General features: G+C 44.2%; 22 protein-coding genes. 15 read left to right on the top strand and 7 right to left on the bottom strand.

All coding sequences use genetic code 11. The features are described 5' to 3' along the window. Window positions 1–77: 77 nt before the first annotated feature. From IDJ76_RS08345 to IDJ76_RS08335, 3 genes are all read left to right on the top strand, one after another. Window positions 78–1,886: a MutS-related protein gene (locus IDJ76_RS08345; RefSeq protein WP_191162696.1), complete on the top strand. Its 1,809-nt coding sequence runs from the start codon at window positions 78–80 to the stop codon at window positions 1,884–1,886. Window positions 1,887–2,025: 139 nt separating this feature from the next. Continuing rightward, window positions 2,026–2,514, top strand: coding sequence for a glycosyl-4,4'-diaponeurosporenoate acyltransferase CrtO family protein (locus IDJ76_RS08340; RefSeq protein WP_191162693.1), 489 nt, complete (start codon window positions 2,026–2,028; stop codon window positions 2,512–2,514). 100 nt (window positions 2,515–2,614) lie between these two features. After that, complete coding sequence (locus IDJ76_RS08335) at window positions 2,615–3,265, top strand: hypothetical protein (RefSeq protein ID WP_191162690.1); 651 nt, start codon at window positions 2,615–2,617, stop codon at window positions 3,263–3,265. Here IDJ76_RS08335 and IDJ76_RS08330 read toward each other — a convergent pair. After that, on the bottom strand, window positions 3,262–3,924 hold the full coding sequence (locus IDJ76_RS08330) for a phosphatase PAP2 family protein (protein WP_191162688.1): 663 nt from the start codon (window positions 3,922–3,924) through the stop codon (window positions 3,262–3,264). The genes IDJ76_RS08335 and IDJ76_RS08330 overlap by 4 nt on opposite strands. A gap of 81 nt (window positions 3,925–4,005) precedes the next feature. Between IDJ76_RS08330 and IDJ76_RS08325 the strand changes: the two genes are divergently transcribed. After that, on the top strand, window positions 4,006–5,724 hold the full coding sequence (locus IDJ76_RS08325) for an amino acid permease (protein ID WP_191162686.1): 1,719 nt from the start codon (window positions 4,006–4,008) through the stop codon (window positions 5,722–5,724). Between the two features lie 502 nt (window positions 5,725–6,226). Here the strand turns inward: IDJ76_RS08325 and IDJ76_RS08320 are convergent. Beyond that, the gene (locus IDJ76_RS08320) at window positions 6,227–8,212 is read right to left on the bottom strand and encodes a KUP/HAK/KT family potassium transporter (protein ID WP_191162684.1); all 1,986 of its coding nucleotides are present in this window, start codon (window positions 8,210–8,212) and stop codon (window positions 6,227–6,229) included. Between the two features lie 190 nt (window positions 8,213–8,402). On the opposite strand from IDJ76_RS08320, the gene IDJ76_RS08315 reads away from it, so the two are divergent. From IDJ76_RS08315 to IDJ76_RS08265, 11 genes are all read left to right on the top strand, one after another. Beyond that, a complete protein-coding gene (locus IDJ76_RS08315; protein WP_191162681.1) occupies window positions 8,403–8,903 on the top strand; it encodes a T9SS type A sorting domain-containing protein in 501 nt (166 codons plus the stop codon). Window positions 8,904–9,032: 129 nt separating this feature from the next. Beyond that, entirely contained in the window at window positions 9,033–9,644 is a 612-nt protein-coding gene (locus IDJ76_RS08310) for a fumarylacetoacetate hydrolase family protein (RefSeq protein WP_191162679.1), read from the top strand. A gap of 115 nt (window positions 9,645–9,759) precedes the next feature. Then, a complete protein-coding gene (locus tag IDJ76_RS08305; RefSeq protein WP_191162677.1) occupies window positions 9,760–11,565 on the top strand; it encodes a M23 family metallopeptidase in 1,806 nt (601 codons plus the stop codon). Window positions 11,566–11,569: 4 nt separating this feature from the next. Next, the gene (bcp, locus tag IDJ76_RS08300; RefSeq protein WP_191162675.1) at window positions 11,570–12,031 is read left to right on the top strand and encodes a thioredoxin-dependent thiol peroxidase; all 462 of its coding nucleotides are present in this window, start codon (window positions 11,570–11,572) and stop codon (window positions 12,029–12,031) included. 65 nt (window positions 12,032–12,096) lie between these two features. Next, on the top strand, window positions 12,097–12,651 hold the full coding sequence (locus IDJ76_RS08295) for an RNA polymerase sigma factor (RefSeq protein ID WP_191162673.1): 555 nt from the start codon (window positions 12,097–12,099) through the stop codon (window positions 12,649–12,651). A 62-nt stretch (window positions 12,652–12,713) separates the two neighbouring features. Then, a complete protein-coding gene (locus IDJ76_RS08290) occupies window positions 12,714–13,622 on the top strand; it encodes a hypothetical protein (RefSeq protein WP_191162671.1) in 909 nt (302 codons plus the stop codon). 8 nt (window positions 13,623–13,630) lie between these two features. Beyond that, complete coding sequence (locus IDJ76_RS08285) at window positions 13,631–14,131, top strand: hypothetical protein (RefSeq protein WP_191162669.1); 501 nt, start codon at window positions 13,631–13,633, stop codon at window positions 14,129–14,131. A gap of 120 nt (window positions 14,132–14,251) precedes the next feature. Then, a complete protein-coding gene (locus IDJ76_RS08280; protein ID WP_191162667.1) occupies window positions 14,252–15,442 on the top strand; it encodes an aspartate aminotransferase family protein in 1,191 nt (396 codons plus the stop codon). Between the two features lie 281 nt (window positions 15,443–15,723). Continuing rightward, on the top strand, window positions 15,724–18,006 hold the full coding sequence (locus tag IDJ76_RS08275; protein ID WP_191162665.1) for a glycosyltransferase family 4 protein: 2,283 nt from the start codon (window positions 15,724–15,726) through the stop codon (window positions 18,004–18,006). A gap of 4 nt (window positions 18,007–18,010) precedes the next feature. Next, window positions 18,011–19,015, top strand: a complete 1,005-nt coding sequence (locus IDJ76_RS08270; RefSeq protein ID WP_191162663.1) for a glycosyltransferase family 4 protein — start codon at window positions 18,011–18,013, stop codon at window positions 19,013–19,015. A gap of 125 nt (window positions 19,016–19,140) precedes the next feature. Further along, window positions 19,141–19,653, top strand: coding sequence for a DUF6438 domain-containing protein (locus tag IDJ76_RS08265; RefSeq protein ID WP_191162661.1), 513 nt, complete (start codon window positions 19,141–19,143; stop codon window positions 19,651–19,653). On the opposite strand, the gene IDJ76_RS08260 is transcribed toward IDJ76_RS08265, so the two are convergent. From IDJ76_RS08260 to IDJ76_RS08240, 5 genes are all read right to left on the bottom strand, one after another. Then, window positions 19,650–21,119: a glycoside hydrolase family 130 protein gene (locus IDJ76_RS08260; protein ID WP_191162658.1), complete on the bottom strand. Its 1,470-nt coding sequence runs from the start codon at window positions 21,117–21,119 to the stop codon at window positions 19,650–19,652. The genes IDJ76_RS08265 and IDJ76_RS08260 overlap by 4 nt on opposite strands. 135 nt (window positions 21,120–21,254) lie before the next feature. Next, a complete protein-coding gene (locus tag IDJ76_RS08255; RefSeq protein WP_191162656.1) occupies window positions 21,255–22,175 on the bottom strand; it encodes a DUF58 domain-containing protein in 921 nt (306 codons plus the stop codon). 59 nt (window positions 22,176–22,234) lie between these two features. Further along, the gene (locus IDJ76_RS08250) at window positions 22,235–22,948 is read right to left on the bottom strand and encodes a DUF2490 domain-containing protein (RefSeq protein ID WP_191162654.1); all 714 of its coding nucleotides are present in this window, start codon (window positions 22,946–22,948) and stop codon (window positions 22,235–22,237) included. Window positions 22,949–23,042: 94 nt separating this feature from the next. Continuing rightward, window positions 23,043–24,065 (bottom strand): hypothetical protein, encoded by a 1,023-nt coding sequence (locus tag IDJ76_RS08245; protein ID WP_191162653.1) that lies wholly within the window; start codon window positions 24,063–24,065, stop codon window positions 23,043–23,045. Between the two features lie 8 nt (window positions 24,066–24,073). Further along, window positions 24,074–25,795, bottom strand: a complete 1,722-nt coding sequence (locus IDJ76_RS08240; protein ID WP_191162651.1) for an ArnT family glycosyltransferase — start codon at window positions 25,793–25,795, stop codon at window positions 24,074–24,076. Window positions 25,796–25,853: the final 58 nt, after the last annotated feature.

The following is a 25,853-nucleotide window of genomic DNA, read 5'->3' as shown; positions in this document are numbered from 1 at the left end:
TAAAGTTGAAATGTTATGTTATTGTTGTAAAATTGAATTTTGTAAACTATTTAACATTTAGCAGTGATTGCTAACCTATGGAACAGGATATTATAAACGAATATACACGCGCCGGGCAACTGGCCGGCCAGCAAGCCGATAAATTTAAAAAGCTGGCCAACACTTACTCCCTACTGCGCCTCGGGCTTTTTGCGTTGATGATCTTTGCCGTTTATCTGACCATCACACAGGATACTTTTACTATTATGGCCATAGCTTTTGTATTGCTCTTGGCCGGGTTTGCCTGGCTGGTAAGTCGGCAGGGCGAATACGAACGCCAGCGCGATTACTACCTTAACCTGCAGCGCATTAATGAGAATGAGATCAGCAGCCTGCAAAGTAATGCTAACCTATATAATAACGGCCAGCGCTTTAGTAACGAAAAGCATTTTTACACATCCGATCTGGATATTTTCGGCAACGCCTCGCTCTTTCAGCTCATTAACCGTACGGCCACATCTGCCGGTAACAATAAATTAGCCAGTTGGCTGGATGCCCCGGCAGATAAATCAACTATACTCTTTAGGCAGCAGGCTGTTAAAGAGTTGGCCACCAAAAACGAGTGGAAGAAAGAATTGCAAACGCTATTACTTTTTGCAAAAGATGAAGACCTTAACCGCCTGAACAACCTTTTCAAATACCTGCAAATGCCGCTCAACCTTAGCGGCGAGCGGTGGCTGGATATCTATGCTAAAATTGCACCTTATTTGCTGATAGCCGCCATCATCGGCGCGGTGTTTTATCCGCCGGTTAAGGGTGTTGCTATTTTTATCGCGTTAGCAAACATGGGTATCGTATTTTCAAAGGCGGCTTACATCCGCAAGGCCGATCTGATTGCCGATAAGATTGGGAAAATGCTGGGCAGTTATGCCAATGTTTTTAACAAGATAGAATCGCAGGATTGGCATGGGGCGTACAACTTATCGTTAGCGAAAAAGCTAAAGGACGATCAAACATCTATCAAGATAAAGGAACTGTCTAAATTGATCGATAAGCTCAATTACCATTTAAACATCATCGTTGGCGTATTGCTGAATGCCTTTTTATTATGGGACATCCGCCAGATCATCGCGATAGAAAACTGGAAACGTACTAATTCCGCCAACCTGGAAGTGGCTTTTGATGTGATAGCAGAATTTGAGGCGCTCATCAGCATCGCCGTGCCCTCCATCAATTACCCTGAATGGGTTACGCCAATTATATCAGGCACCGGAGGCTACACCTTAACTGCAACCAATATCGCCCACCCGCTGATCCGCAGCGAAAAGCGGGTAGATAACAATTACGATTTGCGGGATACCTTCAAGATAGATATTATTACTGGCAGCAACATGGCAGGTAAAAGCACTTTTTTGCGCACTATCGGCATCAATACCGTATTGGCACTGTCGGGGGCAAACGTTTGTGCATCGGCAATGGAATTATCAGTCATCACTATTGTAAGCTATATGCGCATCAAAGATTCGCTCAACGAAAGCACATCGACCTTTAAGGCTGAATTAGACCGTTTACAAATGCTGTTGGCCGCGGTTGTGCAGGAGCATCGGGTATTCTTCCTGATCGACGAGATGCTGCGAGGTACTAACTCTATGGACAAATACCTGGGCAGTAAGGCCGTGATAGAGCAGCTTATTGCCAAGAAGGGTGTGGGCATGGTGGCTACGCACGACTTGCAGATTGCCCGACTGGAAGATAAGTACCCAGACTATGTACGAAACTATTATTTTGATATCCAGGTGCTGAATGGCGAAATGCTGTTTGACTATAAGATCAAACACGGCGAGTGTAAAACCTTTAACGCATCGTTGCTACTGAAGCAAATAGGGATTGAGGTTGGGGCAGAATAGGTTAAGACATGCAGAGTTGAAATTTACCGGTTAGAAAAACGTTATTACAAAGGCGTAGTATTCTTTTCACTAATATATCAGTGCTATTCAATTAAGGTATTGCTAAATCCTTTTGTAATTCACCAATTTATTTAACCCTATGAACCAGGCCATCAATTTCTTCTGGACGATAATTTGCTTTATCCCGGTTATTGGCTTTTGGGTAGGGATAAACGATATGCGTACCTGTTGCTTGTTTATCGGCATTAGTGTAGTTAGCCTGCTTTTGCCCGCCCGCATCTTACAGCTAAGTGATAAACCGGGGCTGTACGAGCGGCTTGGCGTAAAATTCTTTCGCAAGTTTGTGCAAAACGGCGAGTTAGTCAATCGGTTCATTAAAAAGAACGCTCCACAATACGCGCTGATCAGGAATAAATCTACTGCGGCTAACTATATGCGTACGGTTGCCATGTATGAGCGTTATCATTTGCTTTGCTTTGTATTCTTTTTACTTACGGCCGGTTACGCCATAATTACCACGCATTATGCCATGGGTGCATCCATCCTTGGTTTTAATGTTATTTACAACATTTGCCCGCTACTGTTGCAGCAATATAACCGTTCAAGACTCCTAAAACTCTCGCGATAATTATTATCATGATGGTTAAAAACAGGCAAGTATTATTATACTAAGTTCATAATTACCTATCGTTTCAAAACTTATGTGTGTTTTTCAAGTTACTCCATCTATGAAAAAGATACTCATAAGTTTAAGCCTTGTCCTGCTTACAGTTGCAGGCTTCGCTCAAAAATTGGTACCCGTCAAGATAGACAGCCTGGTTACGGTATCATTACCGGAGAAATATGTTCGTAAAGATACATTAGGGCAAACCAATGTATCCGGCAATAGTCAGTACGGCTACATGGTGGTGATCCGCGCACCCAATGCAGAGGGTAACAAACCCCTGAAAAAAGAGCGCGACTTGAATAAGGTGCTTAAAGATTATATCAACGGCATTAAGGGCCAGTCGAAAGGAAGCGCGCAATATGTACGCGATACCACCATCGGCCACCTGAAGGCCAAAACGTTCACCTTGTCTACCAACGATGGTTCGGGCGTAAAACTGCGCAACTTTATTGTTATTTATACCCAGGAAGTAACCTACACGCTCGAGTATTTTTATGAAGAGGCCCGCCAGGACCTGATAAAAGAAGAGTACAAAGCTTTCAGCAGCTCCATCAAATTATCGCCAGAACTTAAGCGTACGGACCAATACTTAAGCAATGCCAAAGGCATCTCGCCGGGCCTTAAATACGGGCTTATCGGCGGCGGTATATTAATCCTGATCATTGTGATTGTTGTAGTACAGCGCAGAAAGAAAAACCAGGAAGAGGCTTAATCCCCTTTTCTAAGCAGCCCCCGGATCCATCGGGGGCTGCTTAGAAATTCGCGGCGGTCTACCCAGCTTAGCCAGAGCACTGTAACCATTACGCCCACTACAGATCCTGCCATCACATCCTCAAAAAAATGCTGGCTTAAGTACATCCGCGAGTAACCAACCAGTACGGCAACCACAAAAAACAGTATCCCCCATTGCTTATTTTTTAGCAGGTAGGTGAGCACCATCCCTGCCGAAAACGCTGTAACTGTATGCCCCGACGGGAAGCTATGCACGGTAAGGATGTAAAGCCCCTTTACAAAGTGGATCTTACTCAGCTCATGCTCAAAGTAAACCTTGGGACGGGGCGCATCAAACGCGTACTTTAAGGCCTGCGCGGTTAATGAGGTAATGGCATAACTGGTAATTAGCAAAAAAGCAGGGCGGTAACTAAAGAGTGCCAGTATCACCGATAAAATAATTATAGTAGTGCCGTCGCCGATATCGGTAATGTAGGGCGCAATAGCATCTGCCCAATAACTGTAAAGTCTGTTAACCGCAAAATAGATCTCGGGGCGGGTATAAAGCAATTTGATGATCAGGCAGCCACATAGCAAAACGATGTACGGTATCAGGAAAAACCTTACCTTATATAAAACATCCCCGGCGCCTTTATTCATGTAGCACAAAGTAAAGCATATAGTTTTTCATTGCAAAAATTTGGTTATGTTTGGTTTTGAAGAACTAAACTGATCAAATTAATGTCTAAAAGCATATTTCGCCGGAAGTCTGTAGATAAAATACTGGCCGATGTTGCCAACGGTTTCAGCGATAGCGAGCACCCGGGTTCGGCCTCGCAGTTAGAAAAAGCCCTGAATGTAAAAGATTTAACCCTGATGGGGATTGCGGCAGTAGTTGGTGCAGGTATTTTCTCTACTATTGGCGAGGCATCCTTTAACGGTGGTCCCGGTGTTACCTTACTCTTTGTATTAACAGCTATCACCTGCGGGTTTTCGGCCCTTTGTTATGCCGAGTTTGCATCGCGTATCCCGGTTGCGGGCAGCGCGTACACTTATGCCTACGCTTCTTTTGGCGAATTGATCGCCTGGATCATTGGCTGGGACCTGCTGATGGAATATGCCATCGGCAACATAGCTGTAGCCATCTCATGGAGCGAGTATTTTGTAAACCTGCTGGAGGGTTTCAGGATCCATATGCCTACTTACCTCACGATGGATTACTTTTCGGCCTACACAGCGCATGAAAAGATCCAGCAATTCACCGCCAGCGGAAATTTAGCTGAAATTACCGACCGGATGAAGATTGCCGCATCGGCATGGGCAACTGCACCGGGTGCAGGCAACATCAAATTCATCGCTAATATACCGGCGCTGGGTATCGTATTTTTGATCACTTACCTGGTTTATATCGGTATACGCGAAACTAAAAAGGCTACTAACGCCATGGTTTATTTAAAGATAGCCATCGTGATAGCGGTGATCGTTATCGGTTTCTTTTATGTTACACCGGCTAACTGGCATCCATTTTTACCTAACGGTTTTGGTGGGGTGATGAAGGGCGTATCGGGCGTATTTTTCGCCTACATAGGTTTCGATGCCATATCAACTACTGCCGAAGAATGCCAGAACCCACAGCGCGACCTACCCCGCGGTATGATCTATTCGCTTATTATCTGTACCGTTCTGTACATACTGATAGCCTTGGTGCTCACCGGCATGGTGAACTATAAAGACCTTCAGGTTGGCGACCCGCTGGCCTTTGTTTTTGCCAAGGTTGGTTTAAAAAAGATCAGCTACGTGATCTCTATCAGCGCGGTGGTGGCTACCGCAAGCGTATTGCTTATTTTCCAGTTAGGGCAACCCCGTATATGGATGAGCATGAGCCGCGACGGTTTGCTGCCCAAGGCGTTTTCGCGCATTCATCCTAAGTTCCATACACCATCGTTTGCCACTATCGTAACCGGTTTTGTAGTGGCCATACCTGCCCTGTTCCTTAACCTTACCGAGGTTACAAACTTAACCAGTATAGGCACCCTGTTTGCTTTTGTGCTGGTTTGCGGCGGCGTACTGTTATTACCGCGCGAAGCTGCCGTAAAGGGTAAGTTTCATTTGCCGTATATCAACTCGCAGTATATTGTACCTGTGCTATTTGTGATTGGCGTTGCCGCATTCCACGGGAAAGTGGCAGGCCTTTTTAGCGGCGATAACCTGCACGAAAAATTCCCTTATTTCTTGTTCATCTTGCTATCGGCTACCTTAACGGTGCTGGCCTACATCAAAAAACTGTCGTTAATCCCTGTTTTAGGATTGGTTAGTTGTTTTTACTTGATGGCCGAACTGGAATACCAAAGCTGGATCCGTTTCCTTGCCTGGCTCATTATAGGCCTGGTGATTTATTTTAGCTATGGCTACAAGCACAGCGTGATGGGCAAAGGCGACAATGCCAAATTAGCGCGATAATATTAAACTTTAAGATTTGTAGAAGCCGGTTAATAGCCGGCTTTTTTAGTTGGTACCAGTCGCCTGGCTAACTTCGGATGAAAATTTTGTAGCGTCCCACTTCACCTGAGGCGGCCGGAGGCCTTATAATACCAAGTCACTCGGCCGGAGCCGAGCGACTGCAGGAGAGTTAAGATATTTTTCAGCTGCCAACATTTGTTGTGGCGGCCGGAGGCTTATAATACCAAGTCACTCGGCCGGAGCTGAGCGACTGCAAGAGTAAATTCTTTCGTCTTTTTTCATAACCCTCTTTTCGCTTTAGCGAAGAGAGGGTCGGACAGCTTAGCGAATCCGGGGTGAGTTACCTTCGCCGCTCGTGCCCTGTCATGCCTAATTCATTTCGGCATCTCTCCGGAAAGATAACAAACTTACAGATGCGTTGCATGAGGGTTGCTGAAACAAGTTCAGCAACACCGAAAGATTGAAATAAAAAAGCCTGATCGTTTAAATCAGGCTTTAAATATTAGATCCGGCCGTGTGGCGAAGCGGTTACCCGCTGAATATTTACGGTATCGGGCGAGGTAAGCATCAACGGCACTTTTTCGACCGTTACAAAACTCAGGTCGAGGCCAAAGTTGCGCTCTTCAGACAAGCTTACCTTTTTTAATTCACCGTAAATGAACATGATCACCCGTTCAAAAAACGACAGGTTATGCGAGCGCGATAAAACTTTTTCGATCACTACAAACCTAAAATCGCCAACAATTTTATGTTTATTTAACGATGGGTATTGGCTGGTAATATCAATTTCACCCCCCTTAACCAAATCTTCCACTACTTTGCGGAATAACAGGTTGATCTGTTGCTCTACCCTGAAACCAAGTTTAAAATCGATACGGATCAATTTACCAGGCACTAAAAAGTCAACCTCGTATTCGCGTTTGTACGGCTCATCCACCACATCAACATGTACCAGCCAGTATACGTCGGCACGTTTAGGTTGTTTTTGTAAAATGGAATAAATGATCTTTGATTCTATTTCTGAATTGAAGTTTGCGCTGGTTAAATATACCAGTTGCGATGCATATTTGGGCACGCTTTCGTCCTCACTCATTTCTTTGATGATGTTAAAGTAATCATCAATCTCAATAAACTTTACGTAGCGGTTTTTGATGCGGCGGGCAGTATGCCAGGTCCACATTACGATAAACAGTACCAACCCGATAGAAAGCGTAAACCAACCGCCGTGTACAAATTTAACCAGGTTACCCATCAGGAATGTACCCTCGATAAGCAGGTATAATACTAAAAACGTACCTATAATATAAGCGGGGATCTTTTTGCGTTGCAGGAATTTCGACACCAGGATGGTGGTCATTAACATGGCTACGGTAATACTTAACCCATACGCAGCCTCCATCTTTGCCGAATGCTGAAATAACAACACCACGCCGATACAGCCTGCACACAACAACCAGTTTACGCTGGGCACGTACAACTGGCCCTTTTGTTCTGACGGATAATTGATGCGCACTTTTGGCCAAAGGTTTAAACGAACCGCCTCTGCAATTAGCGTAAACGAGCCCGATATAAGCGCCTGGCTGGCAATAACTGCTGCAATGGTAGCGATACCGATCCCGAAAATAAGGAACCAATCGGGCATTATCTTATAGAAAGGGTTATTCACACTCAGGTCTATCACCTTACCTTCGCGCTGTAACAGCCAAACCGCCTGCCCCAGGTAGTTAAATACTAAACAGGTTTTAACATATATCCAGCTGATACGGATATTATCGCGGCCACAATGGCCCAAATCTGAATATAAAGCCTCGGCACCTGTAGTACATAAGAAAACCGCACCTAATATAATAAACGCATCGTAGGTGCTTGAGGTGAGTAACTGGTATGCATAATAAGGGTTTAAAGCTTTAAGTATCCCCGGCGATTGTATGATATAGGATAGCCCCAAAACGCCCATCATAGTAAACCAAATGAACATAATTGGCCCAAATGCCTTACCTACCAATGATGTACCGAATTGCTGAATAATAAACAAGCCCGCTATAATGGCAATAACAATTTGAACGGTGGGCAGCTGCGGGTAGTAGACTTGTAGCCCCTCAATTGCCGACGAGATGGTAATTGGTGGTGTAATGATACCATCGGCCAGCAAAGCACACCCACCAACAACTGCAGGCACTATTAACCATTTTGCTTTACGCCTAACCAATGAAAAGAGAGAGAAAATACCGCCCTCGCCCTTGTTATCGGCACGCAGCGTTATCACCACATACTTTAAAGTAGTTTGCAGGGTAAGTGTCCAAAAAATAAGCGAAACACCCCCTAAAACCAATGCTTGCGTAATAGGTTGTGAATTTGATGAATGCTCTGACCCTATGATGGCCTTGAACACATATAGAGGTGAGGTACCTATATCACCGTAGATTATTCCTAAACTAATCAGGAGGCCGGCGGCCGTTAGTTTTTGTAGATCTTTATGATTTGACACTATATTTTATAAGAGGATGCAAAACTATTAAAAAAAAACCATTACAACTTAAACTATCAATATTCGTACAAGTCAGATAATTAGGTTAACTGACAAATGCGTATTTTGTTAAAAAATGTTAAAAATATTTAATATTGATACATGTATAAAAATGCTGAGCAGTTTATTTATACTTTTGCGTAATAATACTATGGGTAGAAAATTTACTTATCTAAATTCCTGGTTTACCGTAATTGCGCTGGCAATAGCTGTAAATGTTGCGCTTGCGAAAGGAGTTGTTGCCCAAAAAAACGATACATCATACTTAAAGCTGCTGCGAAGCAAGCCAAAGGCCACGTTATTTAAAAATACGTTACACCTGGCTTTGCCGCCGATTAAGCCTGCCGTTATATCAACCACTAAGATCAGTATCCCCCGTAACGACGACAAGCTGCTTACCAACGTGCAGATATACCCTAACCCCGTTACCGAGATCATTAATGTTAAATATAATGTATCGCGTAATGCCTTTGTAAACGTTAAAATAATGGATGTATTGGGTAATGATGTGGTAACGCTGTTTAGCCAACGTGTAGAGAACGGCGAGCAAAACATTACTTATAATGTAAATAACAGGCTAACCCGCGGTTTTTATTTCCTGCGCATAATGGCCGGTTCCGAATCCATTAACAAACGGATCTCTGTTTTATAGGCGGTATATCCTTCATTCCCTTTAATATTTTTTGCTTTTCAAACTATCCCTGTAGGGTAAAAGCCGACTACTACCATGCAATATTTTATTTCTTTGATTTAGCCCGCAGAGTTTCTAAATTCGGCTTCTATGAAAATAATAGCCATTGGCCGCAACTATGCCGAGCATGCCAAAGAATTAAATAACCCCGTACCAAGCACCCCGGTGATATTTATGAAGCCGGATACGGCTTTGTTAAAGGATAACAAACCGTTTTACCACCCCGAATTTTCGCAGGATGTACACCACGAGATAGAGATAGTACTGAAGGTGAGCAAAGAGGGCAAGCATGTGAACGAAAAATTTGCCGCTAACTATTATGAAGAGATAGCACTGGGTATCGACTTTACCGCGCGCGACATACAGACTAAACACAAAGAAAAAGGCCTGCCCTGGGAATTGGCCAAAGCATTTGACGGGTCGGCACCGGTGAGCAATTTTGTGCCTAAAAGCCAGTTTGCAGATCTGTATCAAATAAATTTTAATTTAGATGTGAACGGCGAGATAAGGCAACAAGGTAATACCAAACATCTGCTTTTTTCGTTTGAGCGCATCATCGCCTTTGTATCACAATATATTACCCTTAAAAAAGGCGACCTGATTTACACCGGCACACCGGCTGGCGTTGCCAAAGTAAACATAGGCGATCACCTGGAGGGTTTTTTAGAAGGTACCAAACTACTTGACTTTTACGTTAAGTAATCTTTTCACATATCGACGCTGGCTGCTTATCAAAATTGAAATCTTTGCGCCTTAGCGCCTTTGCGCGAAAACATTAACTAAGCATTACAGTTAAGCTTACTTCTAATAAACTATTATGCCATTCCGAACGAGGAACACGGAGCAATCCTGTTCATTAGCTGTTAACAAAAACACCTTGCAAACTATCCGAATTGCATTCATTTCTGCAGTCCGAAATAACAAGTTCTTTTTAATAGTACTTGCAGTACTTTTATCCGCCACCACCCGGGCCCAGGAAACCATTCAAAGCAAACCCTACCCGAAAGATTATTTCCGCTACCCGCTTGACCTGCCGCCCAGCACTGCTGGTGCCTTTGGCGAATTAAGGCCAAACCATTTCCATTCGGGTTTAGATTTTAAGACCAACCAGCGCACGGGCTACCCGGTACACGCCGTTGCAGATGGTTATGTGTCGCGCGTGCGGATCCAGTTTGGGGGCTTTGGCCAGGCGTTGTATCTAACTCATCCGGCAGGTTACACCACGGTTTATGGGCACATTGCCAGTTTTACGCCCGAAGTAGCTAAATACATTCGCGATTATCAATACAAGTTTCAAACTTTTGAGGCCGATATCCCTTTACCGCCGGGATTATTTAAGGTGACCAAAGGCGATGTAGTAGCCGTATCCGGTAACGAGGGTGCATCGGCAGGCCCGCATTTACACTTTGAGATCAGGGACACCGCCACGCAGGAAACTATCAACCCGCAACTATTCGGCTTAACCATTCCGGATAACATCTCCCCTGCCATTACCAGTATTGGCATTTATCACCTGAACGGCAATCCCTTCAGCGAGAAAACGCCAAAGGAGTTTTTACCGGTTACCGGGGCGGCCGGCAATTACCGCCTGCTTAAACCGCAAACTTTGAACCTGAGCGGCAACATTGGCTTTGCTATCGGGGTAACGGATATGAACAGCGCATCCTTCAACAAAAACGGCTTATACTCGCTTGAATTAAAGCTGGATGGCAAAACCTTTTACACTTTCGCGGTAGAGCGTTTCGCGTTTGATCAAACGCATGCCATTAATGCTTATATCGATTACCCGGCCTTTTTAACATCGCACAGGTGGATGCAAAAGTGCTTTATATTACCGGGCAGCCGAATTTCGCTCTATCCGCAATCCATTAACCAGGGCGTTTTAGTTTTTAACGATGATGCCGAGCATGAGGTAGAATACATCGTAAAGGATGTAGCAGGTAATACTTCATCACTTAAATTAAAGGTAAAATCATCCCCTAACAATTTCACGCCCGATAAACCGGTTGGTAAATGGCTACGATTCGATCAAAAGAGTGAGTTTGTGAACGATAAGGTACACGTTACCATCATGCCGGGCAATTTATATGACAACCTTGATTTTATCTATTCGGCCCAGCCTGCTAAACCCGGCGCGTATTCTGTCACACACAGAATCCATAATAAGTTCACTCCTATCCATGACGAGTTCGAGATCTGGATAAAACCCGATATAAATTTGGGCGCATATGCCGACAAGGCAGTTGTGGTGAACGCGGCAGCAGGAAGCGTTGGCGGTACCTGGGAGGGTGGTTTTGTAAAAGCAAAGGCCCGTAATTTTGGCGATTTTTATATCCGCATAGATACCGTGCCGCCTGTAATTACCCCGATTAACATCCGCGATGGCGGCAATATGCGTTTGGAAAAGGCCATCAATTTACGTGTAGGCGATAATCTTTCGGGCGTAAAATCCGTTACCGCAAAAATTGATGGTAAATGGGTGCTGCTACAACAGAGTTATAAAACAAAGCTATATAGTTATACCTTTAATAACGATATTGCACCAGGTAAGCATAACTTTGAACTGGTGGCGGTCGACTGGAAAAACAACACATCCGCCTACAAGGCAGAATTTAATAAGTAACAAAATGGCAACACTTACAAAAGGCGATAAAGCCCCCGATTTTACAGCTAATGACCAAAATGGCGCACCCGTTTCCCTGTCAGATTACAAGGGTAAAAACGTGATTTTGTATTTTTATCCAAAAGATGATACTCCGGGATGCACGGCAGAGTCATGTGATTTCAGGGACAATTACCAATCATTGGTCGGTAAGGGTTTTGAGGTGATAGGCGTTAGCGTGGATGATGAAAAATCGCACAAAAAATTCGAAAGCAAATACCAACTGCCCTTTACATTAATTGCCGATACCGAACATAGCATTGTAGAGGCTTACGGTGTTTGGGTAGAAAAGAATATGTACGGCAAAAAGTATATGGGTACTGCCCGTAAAACGTTCCTGATCAATGGCGATGGCATTATAGACCAGGTGATTGATAAGGTAGATACCAAGGCGTCGTCGCAACAGGTTTTAGACCTGGTGGGATAACCGTCAAATAAACATATCTAAAACAAAAACGCGTTATATTTATTTAAGAGAATAAATTCTAATAGATGTCCACTCAGGTAGAAGACGAAGAGATACTCAGCAAATTCAGGGAAGATAGCACACGCAACGAAGCTTTTAACCTGTTGCTTAAAAAGTATCAACAAAAAATATACTGGCACGTGCGCCGCATGGTGATAGACCATGACGATGCCGATGACCTGGTGCAGGATGTTTTTATCAAGGTTTGGAAAAACCTGCCGGGCTTCCGTGCCGATGCGCAGTTATACACCTGGATGTACCGTATTGCTACCAATGAGTGCATTACCTTTCTGAATAAAAAGAAGCAAAAGAACAATATATCGCTTGATGACGTTGATTTTTCACTGGCAGATACGCTGGCCAGTTCTGATCAGTTTAGCGGCGACCAAATACAGCGTAAATTGCAGGATGCCATACTAACCCTGCCCGATAAACAGCGGCTTGTTTTTAACATGAAGTATTTTGACGATATGAAATATGAGGAGATGAGCGATGTTTTAGGTACCAGCGTTGGGGCCTTAAAGGCATCTTTCCACCTCGCGGTAAAAAAGATAGAGGCATTCATCACCAATACTGATTAAATTCTGGATAATTTTTAAATTAGCATTAAACCTTTGAGAGAATTATTCATCTATAAAAGAGTATGAAAAGCGATATGGAGAATAAAGAGTGGGCTGACGAAGAAATGTCACTTAAACAGGTTACCAAAAATAACCCGTTCACAGTGCCTGTCAGCTACTTTGAACAAGCCGGCCAGCGCATTTTATCCCTCATAGCAATAGAAGAATTTAATACGAACAACCCGGCACAGGGCTTTACTGTCCCTGCAAATTATTTTGATAACCTGAGTGCTGATATCCAAAGCCGCATCAACATAGAAGCGGCTGTAGAAAAAGAACAGCCTGGCTTTGCCGTTCCTCAGGGTTACTTTGAACAGCTGAACAGCAACATTCAAAGCCGGGTAAAGTTAGAAGCTGTTAATGCAAACGAGCAAAGTTTTGCAGTGCCCGAAGGTTATTTTGAGCAGTTGACTAACAATATCCAAAGCCGTATTAATTTGGAAGCCGCCGCTAAAGCGGACGAAACCAGCTTTAGTGTGCCTGCCGGATACTTTGAAAACCTGCAAAGCCAAATAGCTGCCCGCATAGCGGTTGAAGAGGCATTTGAAGCCGGCAAGCCGGAGTTTACCGTTCCTGATGATTATTTTGAACAGCTTAACAAAAGCATTTTAAACAAAACCGTTAACCAGGATATGGTTATCCGTAAAACAATTGTGCGAAAGTTGTGGGCATCAAACACATTTAAATATGCAACTGCGGCATGCCTTACTTTAATAATTGGTGCCGGTGTATTTTTAAGGCAGGCTGCTGCGCCGGTAACACATACACATACCTACCTGCATACCGAATTATCTGGTGTGCCTGTAAACGAAATAGAGGATTATCTGGACCTGCGTGCAGAGGGCAGCGATCCGTTAATAGAAAACGATAAGCAAATTAATACTGATGCGCTTGATGCAAATCTTCAGGATTATATAGAGCTTAATCAATAACATTTTAAATGAACAAATTGCTCAAATACTTCTTTTCTGCATTAGTGATAATGGGGCTTGGTAATGATGAAACATTTGCACAGGCAGAGAACCTGCGTAGTAATTTTCGCGGCAGTGCCGGCAATACTATACCTAATGCAAATTTAAGGGTAAAACGCAACCCAAAGCTTTACGCTGCCCGCAACAGGTTTTTGTCGCAGCAGTTGGCCTTAAGTGAAGCCGATGCAAGCAAATTTTGGCCCCTTTATAACCAATACCAGGAGCAATTAACCGCCGTACTTATTTTAAGGCGCATGAATAACCAAAACGCGCAGGTTAGCGGCACCGAGCAAATTGACAAGGAGTTAGCTTATGACAGCCAGGTTGTGAGCATTAAAAAGCACTATCGGGATGAGTTTCTGAAAATACTCCCTGCCGATAAGGTTAACTTGCTTTATAAGAGCGAGCGTGAGTTTAACGACGAAGTAAAGCGCCAGCTCAACGAACGCAGCATCCGCGCGGGGAATTAATTAGTGATTTGTTGAATTAGTGTTTTAGTGATTGATGCTTTAAGTTTCAATCATATTGCCGATTTTTGCATTTGAGTTTTAAAATCACTAATTCAATCAATCACTAATTCACTAAATAATTTGCTCACTCTTCGCCAGCTTTTCCTAAACAATAACGCTCAAACAACACATTTCCCGTTGCTGCTCGAATTTGAGCGCGCCGAGGGCGTTTATATGTACGATACCGAAGGGAAGGCACATATTGATCTGATATCGGGCATTGGCGTAAGTAACCTCGGCCATAGCAACCCTAAAGTCATTGCTGCTATAAAAGCCCAGGTAGATAAATATATGCACCTGATGGTATACGGCGAATACGTGCAAACGCCGCAGGTGCGCTTTGCCGAAAAACTGGTATCCATCCTGCCCGATAGATTAAACTCTGTTTACTTCACCAACTCTGGCGGCGAAGCCGTTGAAGGTGCATTAAAGCTGGCCAAACGCTTTACAGGCAGGCAACAGATCATATCGTTCCATAATTCTTACCACGGCAGCACCCACGGGGCACTAAGCGTAATGGGTAACGAAGAGTTTAAGCAAGCCTACCGACCGCTATTACCGGGGGTCAATTTTATTAGCCTGAACAATTATGACGACCTGCAACTGATAACCGACCACACCGCCTGCGTAATTTTGGAAACCATCCAAGGCGAGGCCGGTGTCCGCGTGCCGGATGTGGCCTACATGCAGGCTTTACGTGAACGTTGCACACAAACAGGCACTTTGCTGATATTGGACGAGATCCAGGCCGCATTTGGCCGCACCGGCAAGCTATTCTCTTTTGAACATTTCGATATTGTACCCGATATATTACTATTAGCCAAAGCTTTGGGCGGTGGGATGCCTGTCGGCGCCTTTGTAGCACACGCAAGTGTAATGGAGGTTTTTAAGGAAAACCCTCTTTTGGGCCATATCACCACTTTTGGCGGCCATCCGGTTTGCTGTGCTGCAGGCCTGGCTGCCTTAGAAGTTTTGCTGGATGAAAAGCTAATTGAACAGATGCCCGCTAAAGAAGCTCTGCTCCGCAAAAACCTCGACCATCCGGCTATCAAATCTATTCGGGGCAAGGGCCTAATGCTGGCATTAGAATTTGAAAGTTTCGAGCTCAATAAAAAGATCATCGATACCTGCATAGCTAACGGCGTAATTACCGACTGGTTTTTGCATTGCAGTAACTCCATGCGCCTGGCCCCACCCCTTATCATTACCGAAGAGCAGATCGTCGAAGCCTGCAAGGTGATTGTAGCGGCTATCGAGGAGCATACAGCTTAAATTCGCTAACCATAGCATTCCGGTTATAAAAAACGTAGCCCTACTGCTGTGCTTTTTATCTAATGGGTTTTACATTACAATATTCCTCTTTAGAGTACCACTTTAATGCTAACTTGGTACAATTTATGCTCATATAGGTTTACCTGCACCTTAATATGCTTATTGTCCAATAAACCTTGTTTTACCATGGGCAATGCATAGTATTAAAGTCAGGGTGAGCGGATGCTTGTACAATCTTATTTACATCACTGCTCTTCACAATTAACAGTTTGCACTCAAACATGAAAATAGCCTACATTTCTACCTATCCACCCCGCGAATGCGGTATCGCTACTTTTAATACCAACCTTAAACTTGCCATAGGCGCTAACTTTCCCGATAGGAAACACATCCTTGACGGAGGATTTGTGGTGGCCCTGAACGATTCAGAAAACATGCAGGAGTATGAATACCCTGCAGATGTAAAATGCGTTATCCGCCAAAACCATCAGAAAGATTATATCCGCGCAGCTAACTACATTAACTCAAGTACGGTTGATGCGGTTATACTGGAACATGAATTTGGAATTTACGGGGGCGAGAGTGGTATTTATATTTTACCGCTAATAAACAGGTTAGAAAAACCGCTGATATCTATTTTACATACCATACTTAAAGAGCCCAGTTACGTGCAGCGCATCATCATCCGCGAAATTGCCGAGCAGTCGTCAAAGATCATCGTGATGAGCAAGCGTGCCGTAGAGTTTTTGACCACTATCTATGATGTCCCTGCCGATAAGATCCAGATCATAGAACATGGCGTACCAGATTTGGAAGCCCCGGAAGTTAACCCGGTAAAAAGCCTGAGCCAGTTTAAAAACCACCGCGTATTGTTAACCTTCGGCCTGCTAAGCCGCAATAAAGGTTTAGAGACCGTGGTAAAGGCTTTACCAAAAATTGTTGAGAAACACCCGGATGTAATGTATGTGGTATTAGGTAACACACACCCCGGTGTTATCAAAAACTCGGGTGAAGAATACCGTGACCATTTGAAAAGCCTTGCAGCACAGTTAAAGGTGTCGCAGCATTTATCATTCATTAATAAATTTGTAGCCGAAGATGAGTTGATAGATTATTTGACCGCTACCGAGATCTATGTTACCCCATATCTGAACGAGGCACAAATCACCAGCGGAACGTTATCCTATGCCGTTGGCGCAGGTGCTGCCGTAGTATCAACCCCTTACTGGCACGCTACCGAATTGCTGGATGATAACCGTGGGCGCCTGTTCGACTTCAAGGACTCGGACCAATTAGCTGACACCATCAACGAATTATTGGATAATGATGAAGTATTGAACGAATTAAAGGAAAATGCTTATGAATACGGCCGTCATCTGCGCTGGCCGGTTATAGGTGCAGAATATATCAGAGTTGCTCAGGAAGCTGCTAATGAGCACGACTTTAGCGATAAAATTTTAAAGAACAGCATTGTAGACCCTGAGATACTGCCCAAATTTAGCTTGACGCATGTATTCCGGTTAACGGATGATACCGGAATTGTACAGCATGCCAAATATGGTATCCCTAACCTAAAAGAGGGTTACTGCCAGGACGATAATGTGCGCGCCCTGATCATGGCGTTAATGGCTTATCAGCGCAATAAAAGCGACGAAGCCTTTAAACTTTTGCCGATATATCTGAGTTTCATTCATTATATGCAAACAGAGGATGGTAACTTCCGTAACTTTTTGAGCTTTAGCCGCCAGTACCTGGATGAGATAGGTTCTGAAGATTCATTTGGCCGTACTATCTGGGCCTTAGGGTATTTGATAAGCGGCGCGGCAAGCAACTCGTACCGGGAATTCGCGGTAGAGATCTTCCATAAATCGGTTAAACATTTCGAAAAATTAGAACACATTCGCGGTATCGGAAATACGATTATAGGCGTGAGTCTGTATTTACAGGCTTTCCCAACCGACGAAGGCATGCAGAAAGAGTTGGTAAAGCTTACCCAGCCGTTGATTGATGCCTATGATAAAAACCGCAGCGATGATTGGGAATGGTTTGAAGATAAGATGACTTACGATAATGCCATTATGCCTTTGGCTCTTTTACACTCCTGCGAAATAACGGGTAATGAACGTGCAAAAGAAATCGCGTTAAAAACGATGGCGTTTTTAGATGACCTTACATTAGCTAACGGCTATTTGAGCCCGGTAGGTAACGAGGGTTGGTACAGCCGGGGCGGTACCTTCCCTGTATATGATCAGCAAGCCATCGAAACAATGGCAATGGTGCTGATGCATTTCCAGGCCTACCAGATATTCCGTAAACCGCAGTATATCGAAAAAATGTTCCTGTGTTACAAATGGTTCCTGGGTGAAAACTCCCTGCGTGCACCATTGTATGACCATGAAACCAAAGGATGTTGTGACGGCTTGCTGCCAACCGGTATAAACCGTAACCAGGGTGCCGAAAGTACGCTGGCATATATGATATCGCACCTGACTGTTTTAAAGGCGTTTGAACTGGAGCACGAATACAATAAGATGGATCAGGAACAAAAAGTAAAGATCCTTTAACACGATGAAAGCAGCCATATTAGCCCCCGTTGCCTGGCGCACACCGCCCAGGCACTACGGCCCTTGGGAACAGGTAGCCAGCAACATTGCCGAAGGATTAATAAAATTAGGCGTTGACGTTACACTATTTGCTACCGGCGACTCCATAACTGCGGGTACCTTACAATCGGTTTGCGCAACCGGTTATGAAGAAGACCGTACGCAGGATGCTAAAGTGTTGGAGTGCCTGCATATTAGTAACCTGATGGAGCAGGCGCATGATTTTGATATCATTCATAATAACTTCGATTTTTTACCGCTTACTTATACCGGGCTCATCAAAACGCCGGTAATTACTACTATTCACGGCTTTTCATCGCCAAGGATCATCCCGGTTTATAAAAAATATAATTCGCGCGGGCATTACGTATCAATCAGCAACGCCGACCGTAGCCCCGAGTTGGATTACCTGGCAACTGTTTACAATGGCTTAGATACCAAAGATTTTAAATTTACCGAAAAGCCTAACGACTACCTGGTTTACTTTGGCCGTATTCACCCGCATAAAGGCGCTTCTGAAGCGATAGAGATAGCTAAAAAAAGCAATCGCCGGTTGATGATAGCCGGCATTATCCAGGATGAGAATTATTGGAAGGAAAAGGTAGAGCCACAATTAAATGATCAGATCCAGTACGTTGGCCAGGCAGGCCCTGATAAACGTAACGACCTGTTGGGCCACGCCGCCGCTTTGTTGCACCCCATTAGCTTCGACGAACCTTTTGGCATGAGTGTAGCCGAGTCGATGCTATGCGGTACGCCGGTCATTGCCTTCAACAGAGGCTCGATGCCGGAGCTGATCAAGCATGAAGAAACCGGCTTTTTAGTAAAAACGGTTGATGAGGCCGTAGCTGCGATAGATCAGTTAGGATCAATTAACCGTAACGATTGCTTTGACTGGGCCAGTTCCCAATTCTCTAGAGAGAAAATGGCAAATGATTATTTTGAGTTGTATAAAAAGATATTGGCATAAGCATGTTAAAAAAATATCATTGCGAGCGATAGCGCGGCAATCTGATAGGACAAGGATACACTGAGATTGCCACATCGCTATGCTCTTCGCAATGACATGATATTTTTCTAAAACTTATGTACTACATGAAATGGTTAGGATATATCGCTGTAATCGTGCTCTTTTCGGGTTGTGTGCCTGACGACAGACTGAAAAGTGTGTCTGTTGCTATCGGCTATTGCCCCGGCGGCTGTGGTCTATCGGCCATAGAAATTAAGCGGTCGTTAGCCTATCATTACTTTGGCGATAAAAATGCCGCGCTAAAGGGAAGTTATGAGGGCCAATATGCGAAGGCAGATTGGGATAATTTAGAACAAAACATCCAACGGATAAACTTAGCGAAGCTTAAACCCACCCGCGGCCACAGCGGCGAGGAGTTGATGATCGAGCTGATCATTACCGAACAAAATCAAAGCACCCACGTAAAGTGCGATTACCCTAATCTTCCTATTATTCTAAAACCGTTGGTTAATACCTTACTGGATAGCTATAAAATAGTAAAGCTCACCAAAACTGATGAGCCTTATCTCTTTAAAACCACGTTTCAGGAGGGCGGAAATTTGTTGCAGGATCCTGCTCCTAAACATGATAATTATTAATCTATCCCGTCTTCTTTAAACTTGGCTAACAACTCGTCAAGGTCAACTTCTGCAAATGAGGTTGATGAGTCGGAGATACCGTAAGGTATGATCAGTTTGTTATTATGTACGATAGATCCGCAAGAGTATAATACGTTGGGTACATAACCTTCCCGTTCATCGCTATTAGGAATCAACAGCGGTTCTCTTAAACGGCCTATCTCTACCGCGGGATCGTCCAGCTTCAACAAACTTGCACCCAGCACGTAGCGGCGCATAGGCCCTACACCGTGGGTAATCACTATCCAACCGTCTTTCGTTTCAATAGGTGAGCCGCAATTACCAATCTGTACAAATTCCCAGGTAAATTTAGGTTTTTGCAATAATTCAGGCTTAGCCCAGATATTGATCTTATCGGAATACATGATATAGTTATTACAGCCGTCTATCCGGGAGATCATCGCAAACTTGCCGTTTATTTTACGGGGGAACAGCGCCAGGTTCTTATTCTGCGCACCATCGCCGTATAAAGGCATTATTTTAAAATTATAAAAATCGGTGGTTTGTAACAGCTTAGGCATGATGAGCGAGCCGTCATAAGCCGTGTAGGTAGCATAATAAACAGAGCTGCCGTCTTCATTCATAAATTGTACAAAGCGCGCATCCTCTATCCCTTTGCGTTCGTATTCAGATATCGGGAAGATCACCCTGTCAGAGATATCGGTATCCAGTGAGAAAACGATCTCGTAGTAAGAATCAGCCAACCAAAGTACTTTGTCATACTCCAGTTTCTTCATGTCGCTTTCCTGCAGCTTTTGTGAGTCTAATATAATACGGCGCAGGTTAGAGTATTCGAAGTGATGGTCCAGCTTACTTTCCAGTTCACCTATCACATCAATATTGATTTGGGTGATGGCGGCTTTCTCAAAGAAAAGCTTTTTGTTGTAAACCGCGTTACGTACAATTTCGGCCTCGTCAATATAGTTACCGGCCGGTAAAACGGTTATTTGGTTATCCTTATCTATCAGCGCACGGCGGAAGGTGATTGAGGAAATGTGCCCCTCGCCTACTGCCCTAAAACTGATTATTACGCGGCGTTGCCCTTCTTCCAATTCGGCCTGATCAGGATCTTCTACAATCGACGGGTTAAAAAACGCCGCCGACTCGATAGAATACTCATGCGTAAAATAAGATCCGATAAGCAGCTTGCGGTTAACTGTAAGGCTGTCAAAATCTATCCCCAATTCAACAAAAAGCGGCTTTAACTTGCTGCAATGGCGGTTTAATACGCGGGTAATGTTACGGTGGCGTTTAGAGTACTCCTGCAACAGCGGCGATATAATACCAAAGGCTGTCTCTTCGCTTATATTCATTACCCGTTCTAAAACCTCTTTTGCGCGATCGTTTCCATTAAAGAAAAACCTGGCAATAACACGTTTTGGATCGGGATTTACCCTGATGGGCTTGCGTTCGATGGATAATCTCATACTTAAAAAAAATACGTTTAACTTTTTAACACCAATATGGATGATTTGATTTGGATAATTTCATAAAAGCTGATCATGCTTATTAATAACTACGGACGGTTTAGGTTAGTAAAACCGATCGCTCAACTACGTACGTCAAACCATGCGGTTGCGTTTGATCAGATACTCGCGCAGTATTTGGTTGTAGCCCTGGCTAATGTCGGCATCCACCAGATCAATGTGGTACTGGGCACATTTCAGCTCCAACTGGTGCCGGTATTCGGTTAATGATGATATATAACTGTCGCGAATCTTATTAGGGTGTACCCGCACTTGCTGGCCGGTTTCTATGTCTACAAAATGATGGGGGCGGTTATCAAAGTTAAAGTCAACCTCGTGCTGTTTGCTGGTTACGTTAAAAATTACCACTTCGTGCTTTTTATATTTTAGATGTTGCAAAGCGGCAAAAAGGGCGTTGGTCCTTTCGGTACTCATGCTATTCTCCAGCATATCGCTAAAGATGATCACTAACGACCGCTGGTGCACCTGCCCGGCTATATGGTGTAATACCTGCGATATATTGGTACCCGTGTTAACCTTTGGATTATTATACATGCGCTCCAGTTCGGCATACAAATAAAACAGATGTGCCGATGTGGAGCGTGCCTGGCTCATCCATTCCATTTTATCAGCAAACAGGCAAAGCCCGAAAGCATCGCGCTGTTTTTTGAACAAATACATTAACGAGGCGATGGCGTAAACCGAGAATTGCAGCTTGTTCATCCCAACCTCCGGGAAGTTCATAGACGATGACGTATCCAGCAATAAATAGCAACGGAGGTTGGTTTCTTCTTCAAACTGCTTTACAAATAGCTTATCGGTACGGGCCAGTAACTTCCAGTCAATGTTTTTTACGGACTCGCCATTGTTATACAGCCGGTGTTCAGCAAACTCTACCGAAAAACCATGAAACGGGCTTTGGTGCAGGCCGGTGATAAACCCCTCTACCACTTGGCGGGCAAGCAGTTCCAGATTGGCCAGTTGCCGTATGTGCTGATCGTTGCTGAGTGTGGGCATTAAGCCAAGATAGTAAATATCTTTAACGCGGTGGCAAATGTATTTAGTGCCCTTTGCTTTTAAAACCGCGTATAAAACGCTACTTGTATGACGTGGTTGATGGTGTATGCTGTTGCCGATTTGGTATATTGATTGAGGTAACCCGCTTCTACATCTACCTCCTTGCGGATGCGGTAACCTAAAGCGGCATAAGCCCTGTTTTGATCAAAAAAATGGTTGTTTACCTTTTCTTTGTTTTGCACATTCACAAAAATCTCGTCTTGCAAGGCTGCAAACGGCCCCTTTATAAAAGCCTGTCCGTGCTTAAACGGAACGATGGCACGGGCAAAATAGCGCAAACGCTGGGCAAAGTAATGGTTGTTAGTGTTGGTTGTATTACCCAAAAAACGCTGCTCTAATCTAAAACGGTGCTGCAAAGTATTATTGCTGCCAAATTTAGTATTGATGGTAAACTGCTGCCAGATGCGGCTTTCGGGCCTAAAAGTTTTATCGCCTGATGCTGTGCGGCCATTTAAGGTAACGTATGCATAACCCAAAGCAACCATTTTATTACCATCGAAATGATAATTGACGGATGGGCGCAGCAGGATATTACGCAGATAATCAAAATGGCTGGCTGAACGGAACTGACCGTCGAACGATGCCCCCCAGTGTTTACCAAACCGCTGTGAATGGAAGATAGCCCCCCAACCGGAGAATTGGTTCTCTTGCGCGAATAATTTAAAGGGCGTTAAAAACGCCACGAATAACAATAGTAAAATGCCCCTCTTCATGAAGTAAAATAGATGTATAGTGTAAATTCCGGCTGCGGCAGTGGGGGCATACTTAGGCAACTGGCGTAAAATTAATATTTTTTGGCTTGATTTGTTAATCTTTAAACTTGGCCACGCGTTTGCGGCCAATATCATACGTCAACCGGAATGCTTCCTGGTTACTGCCGCTACTCTCCGGTGTTTGGTGAAAGCTCAGTATAAACTGACCGCGCAGGCCCTTATATAAAAACGGCGTATAAATGATATCCAACCGATTGTAGGTTTTGTAACGGTAATAGGCATCACCAAAGGTTACATTATGGCCCTGGCCTTTGTAAAATTCATCAAATAGGGCAAACCGTTTGTAACTTAAAAAGGCGCTGGCTACAAAGCCGGCTGGTTTTTGGAAACCGTCGATACCGCGGGTGCGCTCTAATGACAGCATCCCACCGGCCTCGAAAGTCAGTGAGTCAAGCATGGTTTTATGGCTCAGATCTAAACCCAAACGTATTTGCGCCGCGCCGTTATCCTGGATATGGTCGTTAGGGATAGCAATTGCCGGCCCTGCATCGTGCAGTAAAAAGAAATAATGCGACACATAAAACGGCCCTCTTAAAGCCGGTTTGTATTTACCCGAAAACCCGAAAAGAAACTGCTCACGGTCGGTATTGGTTTGTCGGCTCACCCAATCTATCCAGATGGTTTCTGATACGTGGTCGCTATGGAATTTGGTGAGCAAGCCCTCCACATTAGGGCGATAGTAGCGCAATGTATCGTTCAGCATGGCACGGGGATAGTCGGTTAGCAGCCCCTCTCGCGGGAACTCACCCGCGTTAAACAGCCAATTTTTGCCCGTAAAGCTGTAATAGGCAACGGGGTTTACCTTTACAAAGAAAGGGTTAGCACCAAACTCATGCAAGGCGTTTACGCCTACAATAAAATGATGTACGCTATCCAGGTTTAATCCCACATCCAAATTGAGCCTCGTACCCGAGTAGGTACGCGAGCGCAATACAAACTCCTTGTATTCGCGGTTATCAAAAAAACCCAGGCCGTTAAAATGCACATCAACGGTTTGCGCGGTAACTGCTCTGGTAGCGAAACAAAGTAGTATAATAAAGTAGAGTTTTTTGATCATGCCTGAATTTATTCAATGGTAAATTTTATCAGCGGGCTGTTTTTGCTGCCGGCAAACGGTTCGGTACGTAACGAGAATAGTAAAATGTATGTTCCCTTTTTATCAGGCGTAATAAAACTAAATCGGTAGGGTTTACTTTGCCCATTTGCTAACGCAATGTTGTTAAAAGTGCTGCCGGCTTTTTGTACATCTATCAAATCTTCACCTTTAAATAAACAACTCTCCAACACCACGGGGTTCGTTTGCCCAAAGTTGGTAAAATTAACAGCAATTGGGTAAGGATTAGTTAGGTTAAGGTCAAATTCTATTTTTTGCCCGGCGTGCGCTTTTATCTCCGTTGTTTTGAGCCCTATGATGATCTTTTGATACGTGCGGGCATCATTAACCCAGCCGCCATACCAGGTGCCAGCCTCGCATTTGATACTATCGGTGGTTAACCCGACAACTTTATTTTGCATCAGGTAATAAACCTTTTGGTGCTGCAAACTATCTTCCATCGGCCATATATCAAACATAGTGCGGCCGTAAAACCGCGAATCGTAAGCAAAGCCTTTTAACGACCGCGTGTAATAAGAATATTTCGACGGATTTTGAAAACCCTCGTCCATCACCACAAAGGCATTGCCTGCTTTTTGATGCACCTTATCGGCCCATTCATGGAAACCGAAATAGCTTTTTAGCGCCTCCACCTGTTTTACAAACGGCAACCCGCTCATCAATGCCAAACGGATGAACAGGATAAGCACTACGTTTGCGATAGCCAGCCTGTAAAACCAAACGGACTCTTTGCCTTTTCGGGTTAAACTGATCAGCACCAAAACTACCAATGGCACAAAGGCAATCAGCGTGTAATGCGGCTGTACATTTACTTTTAGCGTGTTGAATAAAAAGAACCCGAATGTGCCGATAGTATTAACCAACAACGAGCGCATAAACACATCGGTAACTTTAGTGGTAAAGCCACGATAGAACAGATACCAGCCTATTAACACTCCCCCTAAAGCCAACTGCCCCCCTAAGAAAACGTAGCTGAATGAAAAATCATACCCGCCCTCGGCAGATCGCTCGAACAACTTATAATTAACCGCCGGGAACCCATGCGCCTGCTGCCAAAGTATATGCGGGATATATAGCAGCACCCCTGTTGCAAGCGCCAGGTAAAAGCTTTTCCGCGTAAACAGTTTTAGGTTTGATAACACTGTAAAACCGATAAGCAATACCCCATGATACTTGCTGTACAGCAAACAAGCAGTGATGATACCGATTATCAGTGCGGTGATCCAGCTATCCTTATCCAGATATTTTTGGTAGAAATAATAAAACAGCACCGCGAAGAAAAACAGCGGCGCATCGGGCGTGCTGGTAAAACCGTATACATGAAACACCAATATCCCCGACACCAGCAAAATAAACCACCTGGCGCTAACCTGGTATCGTTTAACAATTAGCCATAACAGGTATATAGCCAAACTATTGCTCAAAACTGTTAACAACCTAAGCCCCAACTCATTCGGTATCAGGCTATCCCCTATCTTAATAAAAAGCGCTACCATCGGCGGATGGTAAAAATACCCCCAGTCCAGCTTTTGGGCGAAGAGCCAATAATAAGCTTCGTCAGCATGGAGTTCAAGCGTGTAGGCTTGCAGGGCGTTCAGCAAAGTCCAGCATAAGATGAAATACCAGATGGGTTGATCAGACTGTACAGGATGGCTTGCCTCGGTAGATGTCATTTACGGTGATGAACTGCAAAGTTAAAATAAAAGCTATAACGTAGTTATTTGTTATTCG

Origin of the sequence: Mucilaginibacter glaciei, assembly GCF_014773245.1 — a bacterium.
Taxonomy (GTDB): domain Bacteria; phylum Bacteroidota; class Bacteroidia; order Sphingobacteriales; family Sphingobacteriaceae; genus Mucilaginibacter; species Mucilaginibacter glaciei.
Note: the sequence above shows the minus strand (reverse complement) of the source record. Positions and strands in the feature narration are given on the sequence as shown.

Coding starts and splice junctions, on each gene's coding strand:
- IDJ76_RS08295 (WP_191162673.1), top strand. CDS start 12,097: ATGTCCACTCAGGTAGAAGACGAAGAGATACTCAGCAAATTCAGGGAA.
- IDJ76_RS08325 (WP_191162686.1), top strand. CDS start 4,006: ATGTCTAAAAGCATATTTCGCCGGAAGTCTGTAGATAAAATACTGGCC.
- IDJ76_RS08310 (WP_191162679.1), top strand. CDS start 9,033: ATGAAAATAATAGCCATTGGCCGCAACTATGCCGAGCATGCCAAAGAA.
- IDJ76_RS08330 (WP_191162688.1), bottom strand. CDS start 3,924: ATGAATAAAGGCGCCGGGGATGTTTTATATAAGGTAAGGTTTTTCCTG.
- IDJ76_RS08270 (WP_191162663.1), top strand. CDS start 18,011: ATGAAAGCAGCCATATTAGCCCCCGTTGCCTGGCGCACACCGCCCAGG.
- IDJ76_RS08265 (WP_191162661.1), top strand. CDS start 19,141: ATGAAATGGTTAGGATATATCGCTGTAATCGTGCTCTTTTCGGGTTGT.
- IDJ76_RS08260 (WP_191162658.1), bottom strand. CDS start 21,119: ATGAGATTATCCATCGAACGCAAGCCCATCAGGGTAAATCCCGATCCA.
- IDJ76_RS08345 (WP_191162696.1), top strand. CDS start 78: ATGGAACAGGATATTATAAACGAATATACACGCGCCGGGCAACTGGCC.
- bcp (WP_191162675.1), top strand. CDS start 11,570: ATGGCAACACTTACAAAAGGCGATAAAGCCCCCGATTTTACAGCTAAT.
- IDJ76_RS08240 (WP_191162651.1), bottom strand. CDS start 25,795: ATGACATCTACCGAGGCAAGCCATCCTGTACAGTCTGATCAACCCATC.
- IDJ76_RS08305 (WP_191162677.1), top strand. CDS start 9,760: ATGCCATTCCGAACGAGGAACACGGAGCAATCCTGTTCATTAGCTGTT.
- IDJ76_RS08285 (WP_191162669.1), top strand. CDS start 13,631: ATGAACAAATTGCTCAAATACTTCTTTTCTGCATTAGTGATAATGGGG.
- IDJ76_RS08315 (WP_191162681.1), top strand. CDS start 8,403: ATGGGTAGAAAATTTACTTATCTAAATTCCTGGTTTACCGTAATTGCG.
- IDJ76_RS08275 (WP_191162665.1), top strand. CDS start 15,724: ATGAAAATAGCCTACATTTCTACCTATCCACCCCGCGAATGCGGTATC.
- IDJ76_RS08245 (WP_191162653.1), bottom strand. CDS start 24,065: ATGATCAAAAAACTCTACTTTATTATACTACTTTGTTTCGCTACCAGA.
- IDJ76_RS08340 (WP_191162693.1), top strand. CDS start 2,026: ATGAACCAGGCCATCAATTTCTTCTGGACGATAATTTGCTTTATCCCG.
- IDJ76_RS08335 (WP_191162690.1), top strand. CDS start 2,615: ATGAAAAAGATACTCATAAGTTTAAGCCTTGTCCTGCTTACAGTTGCA.
- IDJ76_RS08290 (WP_191162671.1), top strand. CDS start 12,714: ATGAAAAGCGATATGGAGAATAAAGAGTGGGCTGACGAAGAAATGTCA.
- IDJ76_RS08255 (WP_191162656.1), bottom strand. CDS start 22,175: ATGCCCACACTCAGCAACGATCAGCACATACGGCAACTGGCCAATCTG.
- IDJ76_RS08250 (WP_191162654.1), bottom strand. CDS start 22,948: ATGAAGAGGGGCATTTTACTATTGTTATTCGTGGCGTTTTTAACGCCC.